Annotated in this window: 15 protein-coding genes and 2 pseudogenes; 12 read left to right on the top strand and 5 right to left on the bottom strand. The window is 58.0% G+C overall.

Annotated features, from left to right (window positions below; all coding sequences use genetic code 11):
* Positions 1–53 precede the first annotated feature (53 nt).
* Positions 54–1,235 (top strand): hypothetical protein, encoded by a 1,182-nt coding sequence (locus ACSFCA_RS31685; RefSeq protein ID WP_435462323.1) that lies wholly within the window; start codon positions 54–56, stop codon positions 1,233–1,235.
* 203 nt (positions 1,236–1,438) lie between these two features.
* Here the strand turns inward: ACSFCA_RS31685 and ACSFCA_RS31680 are convergent, their stop codons facing one another.
* Positions 1,439–3,124, bottom strand: coding sequence for a hypothetical protein (locus tag ACSFCA_RS31680; protein ID WP_435462324.1), 1,686 nt, complete (start codon positions 3,122–3,124; stop codon positions 1,439–1,441).
* A 178-nt stretch (positions 3,125–3,302) separates the two neighbouring features.
* Between ACSFCA_RS31680 and ACSFCA_RS31675 the strand changes: the two genes are divergently transcribed.
* From ACSFCA_RS31675 to ACSFCA_RS31645, 7 genes and pseudogenes are all read left to right on the top strand, one after another.
* Positions 3,303–4,043, top strand: a complete 741-nt coding sequence (locus ACSFCA_RS31675; RefSeq protein WP_435462325.1) for a hypothetical protein — start codon at positions 3,303–3,305, stop codon at positions 4,041–4,043.
* A 56-nt stretch (positions 4,044–4,099) separates the two neighbouring features.
* Entirely contained in the window at positions 4,100–6,208 is a 2,109-nt protein-coding gene (locus ACSFCA_RS31670) for a hypothetical protein (RefSeq protein WP_435462326.1), read from the top strand.
* Positions 6,209–6,285: 77 nt separating this feature from the next.
* Positions 6,286–7,323 carry a TniB family NTP-binding protein gene (locus ACSFCA_RS31665; protein WP_435462327.1) on the top strand — a complete coding sequence of 346 codons (1,038 nt, stop codon included), beginning with the start codon at positions 6,286–6,288 and terminating at the stop codon, positions 7,321–7,323.
* 2 nt (positions 7,324–7,325) lie between these two features.
* Entirely contained in the window at positions 7,326–8,888 is a 1,563-nt protein-coding gene (locus tag ACSFCA_RS31660; protein ID WP_435462328.1) for a TniQ family protein, read from the top strand.
* Positions 8,794–9,207: pseudogene (locus tag ACSFCA_RS31655) on the top strand (TniQ family protein); the annotation flags it as partial. The gene ACSFCA_RS31660 and the pseudogene ACSFCA_RS31655, both read left to right, overlap by 95 nt.
* A 426-nt stretch (positions 9,208–9,633) precedes the next feature.
* Positions 9,634–10,485, top strand: coding sequence for a hypothetical protein (locus ACSFCA_RS31650; RefSeq protein WP_435462338.1), 852 nt, complete (start codon positions 9,634–9,636; stop codon positions 10,483–10,485).
* Positions 10,482–13,241, top strand: coding sequence for a UvrD-helicase domain-containing protein (locus tag ACSFCA_RS31645; RefSeq protein ID WP_435462329.1), 2,760 nt, complete (start codon positions 10,482–10,484; stop codon positions 13,239–13,241). The genes ACSFCA_RS31650 and ACSFCA_RS31645 overlap by 4 nt, the downstream gene beginning before the upstream one ends.
* Positions 13,242–13,314: 73 nt before the next feature.
* On the opposite strand, the gene ACSFCA_RS31640 is transcribed toward ACSFCA_RS31645, so the two are convergent.
* Positions 13,315–13,671 carry a hypothetical protein gene (locus ACSFCA_RS31640; protein ID WP_435462330.1) on the bottom strand — a complete coding sequence of 119 codons (357 nt, stop codon included), beginning with the start codon at positions 13,669–13,671 and terminating at the stop codon, positions 13,315–13,317.
* A gap of 272 nt (positions 13,672–13,943) precedes the next feature.
* Here ACSFCA_RS31640 and ACSFCA_RS31635 point away from each other — a divergent pair, with 272 nt between their 5' ends.
* A complete protein-coding gene (locus ACSFCA_RS31635; RefSeq protein ID WP_435462331.1) occupies positions 13,944–14,348 on the top strand; it encodes a hypothetical protein in 405 nt (134 codons plus the stop codon).
* Positions 14,349–14,630: 282 nt separating this feature from the next.
* Here the strand turns inward: ACSFCA_RS31635 and ACSFCA_RS31630 are convergent, their stop codons facing one another.
* On the bottom strand, positions 14,631–14,810 hold the full coding sequence (locus ACSFCA_RS31630) for a hypothetical protein (RefSeq protein ID WP_435462332.1): 180 nt from the start codon (positions 14,808–14,810) through the stop codon (positions 14,631–14,633).
* Between the two features lie 338 nt (positions 14,811–15,148).
* Between ACSFCA_RS31630 and ACSFCA_RS31625 the strand changes: the two genes are divergently transcribed.
* The 3 genes from ACSFCA_RS31625 to ACSFCA_RS31615 all read left to right on the top strand — a co-directional run bounded on the left by ACSFCA_RS31625 (position 15,149) and on the right by ACSFCA_RS31615 (position 16,509).
* A complete protein-coding gene (locus tag ACSFCA_RS31625) occupies positions 15,149–15,451 on the top strand; it encodes a hypothetical protein (protein WP_435462333.1) in 303 nt (100 codons plus the stop codon).
* Positions 15,452–15,468: 17 nt separating this feature from the next.
* A complete protein-coding gene (locus ACSFCA_RS31620; protein ID WP_435477466.1) occupies positions 15,469–15,783 on the top strand; it encodes a helix-turn-helix domain-containing protein in 315 nt (104 codons plus the stop codon).
* A gap of 324 nt (positions 15,784–16,107) precedes the next feature.
* On the top strand, positions 16,108–16,509 hold the full coding sequence (locus ACSFCA_RS31615) for a DUF6088 family protein (protein WP_435462334.1): 402 nt from the start codon (positions 16,108–16,110) through the stop codon (positions 16,507–16,509).
* 84 nt (positions 16,510–16,593) lie between these two features.
* Here ACSFCA_RS31615 and ACSFCA_RS31610 read toward each other — a convergent pair whose 3' ends face one another.
* Together ACSFCA_RS31610 and ACSFCA_RS31605 are read right to left on the bottom strand one after the other, a co-directional pair.
* Positions 16,594–16,995, bottom strand: a complete 402-nt coding sequence (locus ACSFCA_RS31610; protein ID WP_435462335.1) for a hypothetical protein — start codon at positions 16,993–16,995, stop codon at positions 16,594–16,596.
* Between the two features lie 179 nt (positions 16,996–17,174).
* A pseudogene (locus ACSFCA_RS31605) lies at positions 17,175–17,900 on the bottom strand (ATP-binding protein); the annotation flags it as partial.
* Positions 17,901–18,020 lie beyond the last annotated feature (120 nt).

Below are 18,020 nucleotides of genomic sequence, written 5' to 3'. Positions count from 1 at the left end.
GAGCCTTAAACGTGTGCGCTTCTCGACGAGCGTGTTCCCGGAAAGGTTGATATATGAACGCGAAGACCCTCGCTCACAACATCCAGGCTGAACTGCGTTCTGCCGTAAAAATGGATGTCAAGCGCTCCCACATCCATGAAGCCATTGCCGCAGCTCTTGGGTACAGCAGCAATGCGGCCATGCTGTCTCGGGGAGTTCTGTGTCCGATGCCGCCATCCTTGGCGCAACATCAAAGACTGGATGCGGTGGCGATTGCACGCCGAATGGCCGCGTTTGGATACCCGAATGCATCGCTCACCGATGTTACCCAGAGCGTAGCCGCGGCCATTGAGAAAAGCGGTCTGCGAGTGCTTCCCTTGGACTTGGTTTTGCGCGTTCTTCTTGACGGGCAGACGGAGCTGTATGACTGGGACCTTGCCCCCCAATCCGACAAACCGAATAGTGAGGGCGTCTTGGATGACGACTCACATGAAGACCTTGACGAAGAAGATTGGCATGAGCAACGGCAACGGGATGACGACCGCTATCTTGACCTACACAGCGAGGACGTGATCTCGGTATTGGATCTCGCGATTGAGCGAGCCGATGGGCGCGCGCATTTGTGCAAGGCACTCTTGCTTGCTGACGGTTCGGATTCTTTTGATGGGTCTGGATCAAACGATGGCCGCTACTGGCATGAAAAGCAGCAATCAGGTCAGAAGCTGGAGGGTGTCGAAAAAGAATGGGCCGATGACTATGGGCGCCGAAAAGATGGGCAACAAAACGCCGAGTTTCACCTGAAGGCTGCAGCGGATCTTCGACAGGCAGATGCTCTGCTACTCATGGCAGATCGATATGGGGATCCACGCTTTTTCGAACTGCACAAGCCCCAGGTACATGCTGATCCTGCAATGGTCGCTCGCGTTGCCGATCACATGGGATATCTCGATGCTGCAACCGCGTGGCTGGAGCTCGCGGCAGAGGCCGGTGATATTGGGGCTATGCGCGAACTCATCCGAGACAGACAGTCCAACGACCCGCTCAAGTGCTGGACATGGTTCCATCTGGCCAAACTGCACGGCAAAGATCTGACGAGAGACGACTACCGTGCAATTCACGAGGATGGTTCTCTATACGATGACGATGTGGGCGGGCCATTGTTCGCGGAGGGCGAAGACGGCCTTGAGTTGCCAGATGCGGATGCGGCGGTACAACGACTTGCCGAAGCCAGCGCGCGGGAAGTTTTTGCGCGCTAAGTAGAGTCGCGCTGTCCGGCTCTACAGCGCACTCGCGTCCTTAACCAGGTGGGCCGCGCCGGAGGTGACGCGTCGTGAATGGCGCGAGGTCCATTTGGGCATCGGCGCACAGACCTTGGAGATACAGGCTGCGCCGATGCTGTAGCTGTCCGGGCCCAGTACGAACACGAAGATCTGCACTTCCGTGACGACGCACCTGGAAGTTAGACCATCGTCCTTAGAACACCAAGTAGGCCTTTTAGCTTCGTTCGCCCTTGATCGAGGATCCGCGGCCTGCGGTTGCCGGTGCGTAACTGCGACAAAACCTGATGGATGGCCTGTGGGGTGGCTCCATGGATTTCAGCGAGATCCTGATAGGTTGGCCGAGTGCCGGTCCGCTCGCGGTCGCGTCGAATGGCATCGACATCCAAGTAGCCATAGGCATCGAATTTCATGTCGACCGCGATCCAGATGCTTAAATGCAAGAGATCCAATGCGACCTTCTGTTCTGTGAAGGCTCCCCTCGTTGAGGCCAGAGGATGATCGATGTCGATCATCTTGCCGGCAGCAAAGCTTGTTGCTTCGTTCATGGTCATCTTGGACGCAAAAAATTCGCCGAAAAATTTCTCCCAACGTAGCCCGTTCAACGCTTGGCCAGGCGGTGTGAGGGCTTTCTCCCTACTGACCCCATACCGGGCCATGCATAGCTTTTGGGCTTCAGCGACGCTTTGATCGAACTGGCATTTGATCCGCGCTTGTAGTCGCGGCTCCATCAGAGGTAGAAGGGACCGCAGCAACATCGCCAGTGTCGCGGCCGCCCTCATGACTTCTGGAACGAGCCGTTCGCTCTCGGCTGCCCTCAGCATGCGCGCGCGCATCTCTTCGGTCGGAGACGCATCGTCCAGCAGCGTCCGGATCTGAGGGTGATGTTCGGCGGCATGCTTCCACCCGGCGTGGTAGAGCTCTGCGATATGCAACTCTCTGGACGGAACACGCACGTTGGCTGTTCGATGGTGCAGCCAGCAGTTCTTCTTCATGCCCTCGCCGACATGTCGGAAGCAGATGCGACATCGCTTGTACTCACCTGTGCTCCCAAGGCAGCGAAGCCAGGCGGCGACCATTGACAGATTCTCTGCTGCCTCCTCACAAACCTGCCAGAGCTCAAGCCATCTCTTCCGTATCCTCAGCGTGGCGCCAGGAGCAAGCGGGAACGGCATGATGAGACAGTCCGAGATCAGGCTGAGGCTCTCAGATGATTGGAGTAATTGCTCCGGGGAAAAGCGTGCTGCGCCAAGGATTGGCAAGGTGAGATTGGACCAGCCGAGCAGGTTGAGCGCGTCGCGATGCATTGCCAACCAATCTCGACCAGAAGGCGAAATCGAAACCAGCGTGCGGTTGAGCGAGGCTTGAGCGGACGCCAGCGTGAGCGTTCGTTCCACTTGTCCGACTGCGGTTCCATCTTGTTGCTCGAGCTGGAGACGAACCTCGAGGTGGCGAACGGACTTCTCCTCTTCAAGAAGCCGAACGAGATTGGCTTGCTGCGATTGAGGCAGCTTTGAAAACGAGCTGATCAACGGGAGCGCAGTGCGTGTGTCGTCGAGAAAAGGGACTTCGCCAATGCGAAGGCTGACCCGATGACGCTCTCCCCCCATGTTCTCTTGCTCGTACTCGAAACAACAACTCGTTTCCACGAGCTCGCGAAATGACTCAGACGCCATATTGACCTGGGAGATTGCAGTTTCCCGAAGCTGCGCGATGAGCTGACGGATATCGCCTGGGCTGATTTGATGGCCTGGCCCCTTACGGCCAAGAGTATCAAGCGAGGTTAGCAGCCGAGCATGGGCCTCTTTAGCCGACGACGTCGCGTGGGGCTGGTTGTCATGGCGCCAGCTGATAGTCGCAGCATTCAAACGGGCGCGTAGATCGTCTCGGTCCACCAATATCCTCAAAACAGTTTGGAGAGATGTCAGGCGTGCATTCGCCCTATGTAGGCGTACACGTCTATCAATTTACTGTCATTTTAGACATTCTCGTTTCCTCGTCTGGCAATCACGATTGCGCCTAACTTCAACGAAAGGACGGTGCAACGTGAAAAAGAACCATCCGGTGGGTAGTCGGCAATGGCTGGACTATGTGTTCCTAGCGCCTCCGGCGCGAGACCCGCAAGGCCGCAGCCGGCCAACACAGAGGTACCTCGCACAGGGCGACGATGGCACTGTGACCGTCGCGGAGGGAGGTAACACGGCCACCGCCAGGTCCTTGCTGGCGACCATGAAAAACGCTGGGATGGTCAAGCGCTGGAAGCTGGAGCCTTTCGCGCTGAACGGCGTGGACCACGGCGTCAACGCGACACCTGACATCCTGTTCGAGACGACCGATGGACGTCCGTTTGTCGTCGAGACCAAAGCAAGCAAGTACCTCACAGACGAGAAGCAGCAAAAGCAGCGCCGTGTCGAAAGTGTCATTACCCAAAGCGGCATGACCTTTCTGCTGTGGACCGATCGATGGCCACTGTCCGCCGTGCTTTGGCGGCACCTCCGAGAGATGCGCCGGCTCGGCAGCTGTGACATCCCCTACGACCGGCTGTTCGCGGTCGCACAACAAGTTGCAGAAGGCCCGAAGACGCTCAATGAGCTTCGACAGGTGGGCCTGTATCGCCATCACGTGTTGGCGGCCGTTTGGGCGGGGCAAGCCCACTTCGATCTGTTCAGGCCATTGGAAGACAAGACGCCGATCACGTCGAACCCCAAGGACCGCCGCTTTGAGAAGACGCTCCACGCGCCTGTCGAGGCGTACGGTTGGTGGCGAACTCTCAAAGAGACGGCCTGATTCAAGAAAGTGAACGGATGCAATCCGTTTCTTCAAACCTTCACAGCGAGGACCCCATGGACCCCACTACAACGCAATCCGAAATCGCGATGCCGCCCCTCAAGACGCTCTTGCGTACGGCAGGGCAGGTTCTCCGCATCGATGCCATTACCGATGGCGACAAGCTTTGGCTTACAGATGTTGCGTCGACTGAAAGCCGAACCTGTCGCTGGCCCGCGCTGCGGGTAGCTATGGGCAATGGAATCATCTTGCTCGCTGAGGAAGATGCAGTCGAAGCCGCTCAGCTCACCCCGGTTCATCTGCGTTCTGACGAACAGGCCCTCATTGAAGGGATTCCAGTTCCATTCCGAACAGAGAAGGCGGTGGGCATCATGCTGTCCAAGCGCAAGTGGCTGAAAGCGTTGGAGCGTCACGGCGTCGCCACCTTCAACCCTACGCCTCGATTGCGGGCCGTCATCAAGGATGTCGAACACGAGCTCCAAGAAGAGTGTCCCTTCGGAGTTGACACCCTGTACCAAGCCGCCCGCGCTGTGCGACGCAACGAGGGAAACCATCGATCGTTGCTGCCGCAATTTCATCTGCGTGGTGGCCCTGGCGGTCGCCGCTTGCATCCGGAAGTAGAACGCATCATCGACAAGGCGCTTGAGCAGGCGGCGGACCCCAGCAGCGGAATGCTGCGGGCAGTGAAAGTTCACAACGCAGTGAACTCGATGATCCAACTGCACAACGGTGTGATCGCGATCGTTGAGCGACCAGACTATGTGATGACGGTGCCCCAAACGCCCGACGCTGAGACGCAAAAGCGTGCACTGGACGTGCCATCGCTTCCCACCGTCACGAGGCGGTTCAATGACCGGTTCACGCCCTATGCGATCTGCGTTCGGAATGAAGGAAAGAAGCGGGCCGACCAGAAATTCCGTGAACACGGGGCACGGATCCGTGTGGACCAGGCTCTCGACATTGTTCACTACGACGATACCGACACGGCCGTATTCCTGATCGATCCAAAGACAGGTCTGCCATGGGGGCGATGCTGGCTCACAGCAGGCGTCGATGAGCACACATCGGCGGTCCTGGGCTGCTCGATGAGCGAGCGTCCTCGGTCCTCCGAGAGCGCGTTCGAAGCAGTGGTGCATGGAATCTATCCCAAGGATCCCCGCTCGCCCGATTTTTCCCTCTGCCGGGGCAAATGGGAATGGTATGGGCAGCACGGCATCGTCAATCTCGACAACGCCTCGTACAACGCAACCCTTCAGCTGCAAGCGAGTGTCCTCGAGTTCGATTCGGAAATCGCCTTCTCGCGGCCTCACCACCCAACCGACAAACCCGACATTGAGCATTTCAATCACCGATTGAAGGCGGAATTCATCCAGGATCTCCCTGGCTGGGTAGGTCCCAAGGAAGATCGAGAGCTGCTCGACGTGGGACTGGGTAGCGCCGTCATGCCGATCGATTTGTTTCGCAAACGGCTGTTCGCATGGATCGTGGATGAGTATTCGAACAAGCCATGCGGCTGGCAGGGCAAGACGCCCCGAGAAGCTTGGAGAGAGCAGTTCCGCGATACCACCCCATTGCTTCCCCGACGTAGCCCCTCACAGGAACTCATGGGAACGATTTTTCAGCCACTCACGTTCCGTGACTCCGGCGGGCTCTTGCGCATGAGGCTCAGGTACCAATCGCCGCAGCTCGAAGAGCTGCGCAAGCGGCTTGGGGCGCGAGCCACCGTCTGGACAAGGTACATGCCATCGGACCTGTCCTATGTGTATGTGCTGGACCCGCTCTCGAAAAACTACCTCAAGGTTCCCTGCATCGAAGACAGCCGGTACGTTCACGGGCTGACGAACTACCAACAGTCCCTGATCCTCAAAAAGGCACGGCTAATGAAGTTTCGCTCCCCTGGTTTGGTCCAGATGTACGAAGCGCGCCAAGTTCTTGTGAAGGACACCAAGGAACTGCTCAAGTCCAAAAAGATGCGCAACCGCAAGCTCGGATACCTGGTGGAGAAGTCCGGGCTGGAATCTCCTTCTGGAGATATCCAGGATGCTGCAGAGGTGCGGCCCACCACGCCGCTCATCGTGAATGTGATGGTGACGGCCGTGGAAAACATGGTCGCTGACGTGGATGAAGTCGAGTTCGAGCGGGATGAAGAAATGGAGCTCGAATGACCACTATGCCCCTTTCCGCGAAGCCGACCTTGCAAGTCCCCCAATCCCAACTTCGAAACTCTGTAGGCGAACCTCCCATGACCGAAAAAATTCAGGACAGCTCCGAAAGCAAACGTGCTCGGTGGAAGGGCGCCCCGTTGAAGGATCGCCTTCAACACTTCAAGACCATCTACGTCAAGCATAGAAGCATCGGGAAGGTCACGAAGTTCATCGAACGTGAGCTGATGCTGCGCCAGGTGGAGGAATGCGCAGCAGGAGTGCTGGTCATTGCTGGATCAGGGTCGGGGAAATCGAGCTTCGTCGATTTTCTGAAGCGCCAGTACCCCGATGTCGACACCCCCGAATTGTCGATCCGACCTGTGGTGTGCTTTCACGTTCCGGCTGTTCCTTCTCCTTCTTCCATGGGCTCAGCGCTGCTGAAAGCCCTTGGCGATCCAATCCATGGGCGCGGAACGTGGGAGGAGAAAAAAGACCGCGCGGAGAAGCTGTTGCTCAAAGCGAAGACCATCATCGTTGCGATTGATGACTTCCAGGATGTGCCTTCCCAGCGAAAGGCCAGAGGTGTCGAGCATGTTGCGAACTGGATCCGTGATGTCTGCGACTTTAAGTTCCCAGGACTGGTTGTCGCGTTGGGCACCGAGCAGGCTGCCGTCGTGAGGGATGCACATGAACAACTTCTGAGGCGCATGCAGCCCAGGTTCGAACTGCCTGTTTTCTCGATGGAATCGGCGGACGACATCAAGCACTTCCGCACGTTGCTCGACTTGGTGGATGAGCAATTGCCCCTTGGGCTTTCGTCGAACCTCAAGAGCGCGCATCTGGCGCGCCCATTGATCGCAGCGAGCAATGGAATCCTGGATTACATGATGAAGTTATTGTTCCGGGCCGTGGTCCGAGCAGTAGAACGACAGTCTGAGCGCATCGATTTCGTCGATCTCGAACTGGCGTTCGAGGACCTGCACCAAGTGGCGGCTCTAGCGGGAAACCCATTTGCGCCCGGCTGGAACGGTCATGCGCTGACTGGCCCTGGGCAGATCTTCGGGCTCGCGCGGGAGATTGCAGTGGGGGCGGAAAAGGTACCTCCGAAGAAGTTGGGATCGAGGAAGACAAACTAACGATGCGCATCGACCATGTCCCCGACTTCGAACCTGTCCGTTTCCTCTGTCGGCCTATGCCGATCGACGGCGAGTCTTGGCCCGATTATGTGATCCGCCTAGCGGAAACTAACTTCATCGAGGGAGGCTTGCGGGCGATTGCCTACCTTGCCGGCATGTACGTCAACCAGCTGTTGGTCGCTGCTCCATCAGAAGTATTGCTTCGGTTTGGAGTCATCTTGCCCGAAGTCTTGAAGGAGCATCCTTTGGACGCCCCATCTGATCACCAACTCGCGATGTTGGCATCGCATGGTCGCTGCACGAAGACGCGGTTCTGTCCGCTTTGCTTGGCGGCGGATGACATCCCGTTCATCCGGACTGAGTGGGGGATGCCCATGTCCATCGCCTGCGGACACCATCGGACGTTGCTGATCGACAAATGTCAGTCATGTGGAGAGCGCCTTGATGTGCTTCGCACACGCATGCTCTACTGCGAATGCGGAGTACCGCTAAAGAAGCAGGTTCCCATGCCTGCGGAGCCTTGGGTAGATCAGCTCCGCGAGCTCTTTGCTGAAGCCTACGGCGCCCAGGATTTCTCTACGTTTGGACGTGCGCATCCGCTCGCCCAAAAAGCGGCGCGTGTGTGCAAATGGCTGGTTCAGACCAGCGATCCGGAAACCGGGCGCCGGCCGATGGCAGGACTAATGGACGGCTTTCTGACCTCCGAGCACGCCCATTCCATGGGGAGGATCCTCAACACGTCGACCAGCGGCATTGCAGAATCTCTGATGGCCGAAGTACGCAGCGAGAGCATCGCAAAGTACCAGAGCCTGAAAAATCGGTTAGGTGTCAGAGACTTCTTCCGGATGACTGCTGTGGTTGACGAGGTCAAGCGGCTTCAGATGCAGTTCGTCGACCCGAACCGACGACGTGTAGAGCGGCGTGCGGAGGTGATGGAAAGAAGCGATGTGTACGCGCTCACGGATGTCACAGCACTGACCGGGTATTGCCATTCAACTTTGGCGCACGCCGTAGAAAAAGGATATCTCGCCGGGAGCATCGCCTTCGATGAAGTTCTAAAGCGCGACTACATCCAAATCCCAGGTGAGGTCTACCGAGCGATTGCGAGTTCATATCAGGAGACAGACAGCATCGAGACGTCCGCTGTACGCGCTGGATGCACGGTCCAAGCCATGAAAAGATTGGTGCATGCGGAGTGCATCGGGGCTTACCGCCTGTTGCCCATTCGACTTGGTCCTTCCGGAACTCGTGTACAGCCTGCCGACTTGCAGGAGCTCATGAGAAGGCTCTTTCACGCAGCTGAGTTCGAGAGCGAACATCGATTCAGAAGAGTCTATTTTTCTGATTGGGTGTCCAGCAAGAACCTGATCAAGACGTCTCGGAAATGGCGAAGGATGCTGGCTGCTATCAAGGAGGGACGCATCCGAATTTTCAAGGCAGTCGAGCATCCGACTGCTCTGGAAGAGCTTTATGTTGCGCCAGCGGATTTGGTCAAAGTGCTTGACCTGCGTGCCGCCCCGAGGGTCCGCCGTGTTTCTCGTCCGACCCAGCCCCCTTCCTGGTGAGTCGCTTTCGAGTTGGCGACAGCGGGCAGCTCTTGCCAACGGCTTTACCTTGTTCCCGCGGGCGCCTGGAGAACTCGTCCGCTCCGATTCGGACTTGAAGCCTGGTCCCAACACTGTCGCGTGGCTGGCAGAGAACCACGGCATAGCGCCTCAAGATGCTGCACGCATGACGCTGGCATCGCTGGACGGCGTGCTGTTGCGCTTTCGTGGTGGGGCGAGCGTGCCACGCTGGGTGTTGCCGCTCAGATACACGAGGCGCGATCGTCCCTTCGGAATCCCGTTTTGTCCTCTTTGCCTCCGTGAGGACATAGAGCCGTACTTTCGGCTGCGATGGCGGTTGGGCCTGTCCTCGATTTGCTCCTCGCATGGTGTTAGTCTCGTCGATGCCTGCAGCCGATGTGGTCATCCCCCGTGGCCAGCTACGAATGCCTTGCGAAATCTGTACGAGGGATCATGGATCCCACTTCACGAATGTCCTGTCTGTCGGTTTGATCTGAGGCACTGCGTTGCCGTAGAAGATTGGCGCGCTTCGCTCCCCATGGGCGGTGAGCTTCTTGAAAATGAAGTGACACTCTCAACCGGGGAGACTATTGACGCCGGAGAGTTCGCTGCCGCAGCCTGGTGTGTGGCTCAACTGTTCATCAGAGATCGTTCTGCGCGCAAGATCCATTCAGCTGTTCCCGCGGTTAGGGAGGTGATAGAGGAGGCTTCTCAATGTGGTGAGCGATCGATTGAGTGGCTACCGATGGAACTGCGACTTCGACTGACATCCGAAGTTGCGGGTCTTTTTCAGCGGTGGCCGGAATCCTTGCTCACGTTCGGAGAGCGCTGCGGGTTGTCAGCGGAGCACTTCAGTGTTGATCGACAAGAGCTCCCGCGCTGGTTCGAAGCGGCAATCCGGAAGCCATTGCGCAAACAAGTTCGCGATGTCACTGTCGTCGAAGTTCGTCACGCGATCAACCAAGTGGCGAGTTCTGGAAGGTCGCTGACGAAGCAGGCCGTCGCTGACGTTCTTGGGTCCAGCGGGGGGAAGTACCTCGATGAGGCTTTGGGACGTCGCATGCGTGCGTCGACCACTGAACTGCAGTTCATGCTCGCCGCGATGGACGTCATTGTGGGGGCTGATCAACGGCGCAAAAGCTCTGCGGAGGTACTGACGCGCGATGCAGTTGCTATCCTGACGGCAATCGCGCTCAATCGTGAGCTCGAGCTTGTGGTCAGTATGTCGCTCAAGGAGGCGCTGGAAACGATGGCTGGATGGCGTAACCGTGCCGTGACGGGAGATGTGATTGACGGTGTATACGAGCATCTTCTCCGTCTGTCCGAGAAGTATTTGCAGCACCGAATCAGCCTTGGTCGGAAGAGGGAACCGGCAGCGGATCTGTTCTTCGTCTGTTTTCGCGGCGGCCGTGTGCAGGCGCGGAGCGTGCAGAAGATGTTGCGGGACTGTATGTCGCGCTTAGATTCCAGGTTGCACAGGTCGGTCAAGGTTTTTTGGACGTCCATCGGTTTAGATCACGAAGTACCCCATCAACCTGCCGCTGAGGAAATTTTCGACATCACCGCCGGCGTGCTCGCGGAAAGCGCGAAGGGATGACGCTCAAGTGGCAACCATCCAAATTTGGAGCGTCGTTGACAGGGGCGCCGGTTTGGTCCATCCAGCTTGAACCCCGGCATTTCACTCTTCAAATCGGAGACAAGGCCAAGCGCTTCGACATCAGCGATGCGGAACACCTCGCCATTGAGCCGGGGATCATTTGGTCAGCATTGCGTTTTCAGATCCCTGATGTCGTCAATGCACGTCTTGACGGTCTGCCCAACCGAGACGGCAAGAAGTTGCGTTCATCGCTTCAGCGGGCGATCGAGGAGCACCGGGCTGAATTGCGTGCGAAGGCTCTCGTCGATCAATTTGATCGCGAATGTCATTCAGCCTTGCAGTGGGCGCGAGCCTTCACCACGGCATGCGTAGATCAACTGCAGAGAAAGGGCTGGCTCACCTCCGAGTTCGTCCGGAAATGGCGTGACAAGCGTCCGTCAACTGAACTGGCAGCCTTGGTAGATCACGAAGTCGTTGCCCAGCATATTCGGACTCTTGATCAGGCTCAGCAGCGACTGCTACGGATTTGGAGGACCCAACCCAAGGATCTGGTGAAGGAACTGAACGACCAGCATCTGGTGCGCGAACTGCAGAGCCACGAGGATTTCCTGCGTGCCGTCGAGAAGTCACCGCTTACCCCAGATCAAGCCAACGCCGTTGTGTGCTTTGACAGCCGCATGCTGGTCGTCGCGGCTGCGGGCTCTGGGAAGACCTCGACCATGGTCGCCAAGGCTGGCTTTGCGCTCAGGCGCAATCTCATGGAGCCCGACCGCATTCTGCTGTTGGCTTTCAACGCCGACGCCGCGAAGGAGCTTCAGCAACGTATCAAGGAACGCCTTACGCCTTTGGGTCTTCCAGCGGATCGCGTGAAAGCTCGCACCTTCCACGCTTTCGGCCTGGACGTCATCGGTGCGGCCACAGGCAAGAAGCCTTCGCTGGCGCCATGGGTGGAGCAAGGCAGAGACCATCAGCAGTTGATGGCGATCGTTGATGAACTCAAGGATCGCGACCCCGTGTTTCGAGTCAACTGGGATCTGTTTCGCATCGTCCTGGGGCGAGACCTACCGAAGTTCGGCAACGAACAGGAGGAGCCTGAGGACTGGGACCGCGAAACACGCAGTCGGGGCTTTCGGACTCTTCAGGGAGAGGTCGTGAAAAGCCGCGGGGAACGGCTCATCGCCGACTGGTTGTTCTACAACGGGGTTCCCTATCGATATGAAGGACCGTACGAGGCAGACACCGCGGACGAACGGTATCGCCAGTACCGGCCGGACTTCTACTATCCGTCCATCAATGTGTACCATGAGCATTGGGCGGTCGACAGTAAGGGCAATCCGCCCGAGGAATTTGTTGGTTACCGCGATGGGATGGCATGGAAGCGGCAGTGTCACCGGACCCACGGAACCACGCTTCTCGAAACGACCATGGCCGAGCTATGGAGTGGTCAGGCCTTTGGCAAGTTGGCGGCGGAGTTCCAGGCCCATGGGGTCGTTCTCGACCCAAATCCTGATAGACCTTCGCAGGGGATGCCAGCCATTGAGAACGACGCGCTCATCAGGACGTTCCGAACTTTCCTGACGCATGCCAAGAGCAATAGGCTCGGCCGTGACGAACTTCAAGCGCGGCTGAATCGTACGAACACCAGCCCGTTCCGATTTCGCCATGAAATCTTCCTTCGACTCTTTGAGGCGATCAGGGATGCTTGGGAGGCGAAGCTCACAGAAGCGAATGCGATTGACTTCGATGACATGCTGAACTTGGCTGCGGACCATATCGAAGCCGGTCGCTGGAAAAGCCCCTATGAGCTGATCATGGTTGATGAGTTTCAGGACGCCAGCTACGCACGATCTCGGCTCATACGCGCGCTGGTGTCCAACCCAGGGTGCTGCCTCTTTGCGGTAGGGGATGACTGGCAGAGCATCAATCGATTCGCCGGCGCCGACCTCTCGGTCATGACCGGTTTCGAAAAATGGTTTGGCGAGGCCACGACCTTGCGTCTGGAGCAGACGTTCCGATGTCCGCAACCCATCTGCGATGTGTCGAGCCGCTTCGTCCTGAAGAATACTGCGCAGATTAAAAAGTCGGTGCATTCCAAAGCGCCAGTGCCGGAGCGAACGCTTTCCGTCGTGGAGGTCGGAGATCGCAACCGGCTGCGGTCCGGTGTCCGAGCGATCTTGGAAGGGCTCGCTCAGGCGCCGACCGGCGCAAGCAAGAAAATCACAGTCTTCGTGTTGGGGCGTTATCGGCGCGATGAGGAGCTTCTGCCTTCATGGAGCGACCTTCAAGGCTCTCTTGAAGTTCGTTTCATGACGGTGCATGGGTCCAAGGGTTTGGAGGCGGATCATGTGATCTTGCCCCGGATGGTGAGCGGCGCGTCGAGTTTCCCCAGTGGAGTCGTAGACGATCCGGTGCTGCAGTTGGCAATGCCGGAGCCGGAGGCGTATCCGATGGCGGAAGAGCGGCGGCTTTTCTATGTCGCACTGACTCGCGCTCGCCAACAGGTGCACATGCTCACCGTGGCTCACAGCCGCTCCAGTTTCGTTCTGGAACTGGTCAAAGAACATGCATTGGAGATCAAGTCCCTCGACGGACATGAGGTGGATACGCGGATTTGTCCTCAGTGTCAGAAGGGAAGCTTGGTGCCGCGATCAGGCCCTTACGGCACGTTCAGTGCATGTAATCGCTTCCCAGCATGTGACTACAAAGAGAATTCTGGACGCAAGTCGGGGAAGTGGCAGCCAGGGCGGCGGCGATGAGGGTCCGGGTCGGTTGTGTATTTGCCGAAGGCCCGGTTCTGCTCCTGAGACGCAGTCAACTGTATTCCGCACCCTACCTCATGTTCAAAGCAGTCTCGGCCGAGCGCGATGCGCAGCGCTCCGCGCTCCATGCTTCAAGGAATGAGAGACGCTCAGCTTCAGTAAGAATTCCCGCAAAGGGCGATGCCGAGCGCAACTGATTACCCCGCTCGGAAGGATCTAGTGCGGCGACTAAAACTGCATCGATGCCGAGGTCTACGATTGGCTGCCACTCTGCCAGGCATCGTGCGCGCACCAGATCGCCCTCCAATCGATAGCGACCAAGCGTTTCGCCGACCTTCCCGAACAGTGATTGATCGCTCGAGATTTTCTGCACTACAAGGCGATGCAGGGCCAAGCTTCGCTCATCGAGTTCTGCTGCTGATCTCATGACCTCGATGGTAGATGTGGTCTCGGCGAATGGAAAGTGGCCCTACGATATGGCATGCGGCGCGTAGGTCACCCGGGCATGTTGCTGCTCGTCGGGGAGCAGGCTCAATAAAATCAATGACTTACCCGGGCCGCAATTGCGGGAAACAGCCGCAATTTCCCGCAAAACGCCTTCCTGCAAGTGAGGCGAGGGCCATGGCTGAGGAGAAACGGTCCAGTTGTGCAGACGATGGGCATCGGTTGGGGCTCGTTCTGGGCTAGGCTCACACATCCATGCCAACGCCCAGCCCCGCACTACTTCACAAGATCGCCAAGGCCCGTGCCGCTGCCCCTTCTGAGCTGCCTCTTGTGCGGCAATGCGCCTCGGTGGTGCTCGCATGGGCGGCAGAAAGTGGTGAACAAGAGGCGGCACTCGCTGGATTGAAGTCCGCCTACGGATCAAATTGGTCGCTGGTGACGGCCCTGCAACTGCTTTCCGGTCGGCGCGGCCAGTTCGCGGCAGAGTGCGGAGCTCCTCATGAGCGAGTGACGCTCTATCACGCGCATCTGCTGGCTAAAGCATGCTGTAACCAGGGCGATCTGGGCGCGGTGAGTATGCCGACGTTGAAAGAGGTCGAGGAGCTTCGCAGACTTGCGGCGGAGCAAGCGCTGTATGGCGACTCGTCGAACCGCTGCTGACCTCGGCGAAACGACAGGGCTAAATCACGAACCGGCCGATCCGCGTTGTTGGCGAATCCGTTGAAGAGCCTTCATCGCGCTCTCGTAGGTGGAGGGGCGAGCGCTACCAGCCTTGGCGATTCGAGCGTGTAGCTCGGTGTTTAACTGAATCGGCCGAAGACTTTCATCCGATGGAGTCCGCTTGCTCGGGGTCGACCGTTCATCAAGAGGCGAAAGGAATTTGGAGGAGCTGGGCATGGTCAGCGAACGATCAAACCACAAGCTCGATGAAGGCGGAAGACATCAAAAGACAGCATCATCTTCCTCAATGGTCTGAATTCTTGCCCTTCGATCCTGTTCCCTCTTGTCCACGTCCGAGGGCATTCCTCCGGTAGCCGCCACAAACTCTTCCAGAGAAAGGGAAAGCGTTGCCAGTTCGGAATCGGCTGGGTCGAAGAGTTCAGAGAGCCAGAAGCGCGGCATGGATTCATTCTGCGCCTTTTTCGCTCCTGAAGCTGGCAGCCAACATCGTCCCGGAAATTGGGACGATCATCCCGGTTTTTGGGATGACAGGTAGTCTGCTCTTTGGCCATCAAGCCAGCCTGCTGCTGCTGCTGCACGGGCACTTCTAAGCTTTTTGGTCAGGCAGCCTGCCCCCAAAGCCGGCATCTATAAGCGAGCCAAGGACTCCACTTCGCAAATCGACGCCTCCACAAACTGGGCGGTCTCAATGGCTGTCGCTGTGCGGGAGAAGGAGCTTTCATCTTTGATTTCTGCATTTTCTACGTTTTGGCTTATGGTGTGCATAAGGAGGCCTCGTCATGAGCCAACCCAAGTCCGTCACCAAAAGTGCTACAGCAGCAGCTCGATACATCGCCATTGAGTGCATTCCAGATCCGATTTCGCCGTTGGCAGACGCTTTTGTGAGTGGCATCAAAGAGGTGCTGAGCGACGAAGATCGAACCGACACAGTGCTCGAACGCATTCGCGTTCGGGTAGCCCGGGCGCTGGAGGATTCCCTCGCTCAGGGGTCGGCGAAGGGGAAAGCTCTACGCTGGCGCTCATCACCAAACTTGCGTCATAAGAAGCCGGCACGGGCGAGTTGCCGTCCGCGAACAAGGTAGAGGATTTGGCAGCGCTCGTGTCGACTGTGGAAGCAGCCAGGATACTGAACATGAGCAGACCGTACGTCATCATGCTCTGCGACGCAGGCATGCTCGGTCCTATCGACGTCACCGATGGTGGTCATCGGCGTATTCCGCGTGAAGCCGTGGAGCGCTATCGTCTGCACATGCTGACGCAGTACGACGACGTCCCCACACCGCGGCAAGCGGGTGTCGAAGCCGGACTGTATAAGCATGACGACAGTCACTACACCAACGTCACGAGGGGAAGAAATGCTGCAGTGACGACAGGCAAACAAACAAAGACCGCAGCCAGGAAGGTTCGCCCATGATTGCTCAAGCAGTCAGGCACATAGTCCACATGGTGGCTTGAGCGACAAGACATCGTTCACGTCTGCCCCTTTGAGTCAGAGACCTTCTTGCCAGGGATTATTCGCAGAATTCGCGCTGTCGGCCCGATGGCGGAGCAGCTGCGCAGGCTGGGCCAACATAATTTCACATAATTCCGCATAGTTCGTACGATGCCAGCCAGCTAAAGCTGGCGCCGTCCTGTCGATGGTTGAGGGTAAAAGAGTACGATTTGCACCGAAAAATCCTTTTAGATCAATACCTTACTGGTGGTACTGCAGTGAGGTCCATAAGCAGAGTTTGAAGCCATGAACATCGTTGATCGCATCAAGCGCTCGGTAGCGAATCGAAATGCCGATGTTTTCGTGCGCGCCGATTTCATGTCCTTTGGGAGTCGGGCCCAGGTCGGCCGCGCACTCACCGAGCTGCAAAGCAAGGGCGCGTTGGTAAAGCTTGGTGTTGGGGTCTACGCCAAGGCCAAGCCGAGCGTGCTTTCGGGTAAGCCCATCCCGATCAAACCCCTTGAAGTCCTGGCACCTGAAGTTCTCAAGAAATTGGGCGTTCAGGTCGGAGAGTCCCGCCAAGCGCGAGAGTACAACTCTGGTCGCAGTACCCAGATCCCGACAGGAGTGGTTCTCAGTGTTGGCAAACGGCGCATTCAACGCAAGTTGGGCTTCAACGGCAAGCTCGTCGAGTACGAACGTACATGAAAGTGCTTGCCAAAGACCAACGCATTTCACGCGCCCGGGGAAAGCGGGGGCTTGGGTGAGATTGTCGCGGTTGCAGTCATACCATCATTCCGATTCGAGATACCGCCATTGCGCGCGGTCTTCCTGGATTCGTCCGTCAACAAAAGGGACGCGCACGCCTTTCCCGAAAAAGTCCTCGCGGAGGTCGAGCCAGAAGCTTCCTTGCAGCACTTCACGAACCCTGTCAGGGGGTGCCCCGGAGATGGGGTACTGCAACTGCTCAAGAACGAACAATCCTGTATCGGTCAATCGATACGTCGACACGTAACCACGCCCCAGAGCCGTAAAGGCACTGATCTTCTCCGGGTTCCCTTTGGTCGCGAATGGGTAGCGCCGCCACGTCCGGAAGACGTCGATGTCGCCCGTGAGAACTCCGTACAGTGACATCTCCGGTAGAAGGAAAGCGCCGCTATCAATGATGAGCAAGTCTGGAATCTGAGCGGTCATACGACCCGTTGTGCCACGGCACCAGCGCGACTGTCAAACCATAGCGAAGATGTGCACAAGCTGAGAGTTTGCGTCATTCAACTTTTTAGTGCTTAACTTTGACGAAGCAGTGGTCAGAACTATGAAGCCAAGTGGCGTAAGCCGTTGATTTCGCTTAGAACGCGTTGCAAAGAACTTTAATGATGCCCACCGGGGCGGGGTGGAGAGCCCCCGCCGACCAGCGCCACCGCGCTGGATGTGTGGTGCGGTGAGCACGTAGGCCGGCTCATCCACCGCTCGGTCGCGAAGCGCCCGCCCAGGCTGGCCACGGCCGCGCTTTCCAGTGCCTCGTCGATGTGCATCGCCGGAAGCAGGCCCGCGAAGCGCTGCGCGAGCATCGACTTGCCCGAACCCGGCTCGCCCACCATCAGCAGGCTGTGACCGCCTGCCGCCGCGATTTCGAGCGCGCGCTTGGCACCGGCATGTCCTTTCACTTCAGACAGATCTGCGTACTGCGGCGGAATCGCGCCGGGCGCGGCCTGGACGCGCGCCCAGCCGTCGTCGTCAGGCGATTCGGGCAGCTGCGACGCGGCATCACTGCCTTCTGCGATGAACTGGCGCACCACATCGAGCAGGTGCTTCGCGCCATACACCTCGCCGCCCGGCACCAGTGCGGCCTCCTGTGCACTCTCCAGGGGCAGCACCAGCCGCGTGGCAACGCCGCGCGTATGCAGCGCCAGTGCCATGGCCAGCGCACCACGAACGGGCCGCAGCTCGCCCGACAGCGACAGCTCCCCGGCGAACTCGTGGCCGGCGAGCCGGGCGTTGTCGATCTGCCCGCTGGCCGCGAGGATGCCCAGCGCAATCGGCAGATCGAAGCGCCCGGAGTCCTTCGGCAGGTCGGCTGGCGCAAGGTTCACGGTTATCCACTATGCATCATGTACCTGTTAGGCTGGGTACGCGGTTCGATGCTCCAGCCGTGATCCGTTACCTGGCACGAAACAAGTGGGGTGCAGATGACTTCTGTGAGATCTTCGATCGAGGTG

The organism is Variovorax multivorans, from assembly GCF_051216835.1.
Classification (GTDB): domain Bacteria; phylum Pseudomonadota; class Gammaproteobacteria; order Burkholderiales; family Burkholderiaceae_C; genus Variovorax.
This window is presented reverse-complemented; position numbering and strand designations above follow the sequence as displayed.

Coding starts and splice junctions, on each gene's coding strand:
- ACSFCA_RS31685 (WP_435462323.1), top strand. CDS start 54: ATGAACGCGAAGACCCTCGCTCACAACATCCAGGCTGAACTGCGTTCT.
- ACSFCA_RS31670 (WP_435462326.1), top strand. CDS start 4,100: ATGGACCCCACTACAACGCAATCCGAAATCGCGATGCCGCCCCTCAAG.
- ACSFCA_RS31665 (WP_435462327.1), top strand. CDS start 6,286: ATGACCGAAAAAATTCAGGACAGCTCCGAAAGCAAACGTGCTCGGTGG.
- ACSFCA_RS31660 (WP_435462328.1), top strand. CDS start 7,326: ATGCGCATCGACCATGTCCCCGACTTCGAACCTGTCCGTTTCCTCTGT.
- ACSFCA_RS31650 (WP_435462338.1), top strand. CDS start 9,634: ATGGAACTGCGACTTCGACTGACATCCGAAGTTGCGGGTCTTTTTCAG.
- ACSFCA_RS31645 (WP_435462329.1), top strand. CDS start 10,482: ATGACGCTCAAGTGGCAACCATCCAAATTTGGAGCGTCGTTGACAGGG.
- ACSFCA_RS31640 (WP_435462330.1), bottom strand. CDS start 13,671: ATGAGATCAGCAGCAGAACTCGATGAGCGAAGCTTGGCCCTGCATCGC.
- ACSFCA_RS31635 (WP_435462331.1), top strand. CDS start 13,944: ATGCCAACGCCCAGCCCCGCACTACTTCACAAGATCGCCAAGGCCCGT.
- ACSFCA_RS31630 (WP_435462332.1), bottom strand. CDS start 14,810: ATGCCGCGCTTCTGGCTCTCTGAACTCTTCGACCCAGCCGATTCCGAA.
- ACSFCA_RS31625 (WP_435462333.1), top strand. CDS start 15,149: ATGAGCCAACCCAAGTCCGTCACCAAAAGTGCTACAGCAGCAGCTCGA.
- ACSFCA_RS31615 (WP_435462334.1), top strand. CDS start 16,108: ATGAACATCGTTGATCGCATCAAGCGCTCGGTAGCGAATCGAAATGCC.
- ACSFCA_RS31610 (WP_435462335.1), bottom strand. CDS start 16,995: ATGACCGCTCAGATTCCAGACTTGCTCATCATTGATAGCGGCGCTTTC.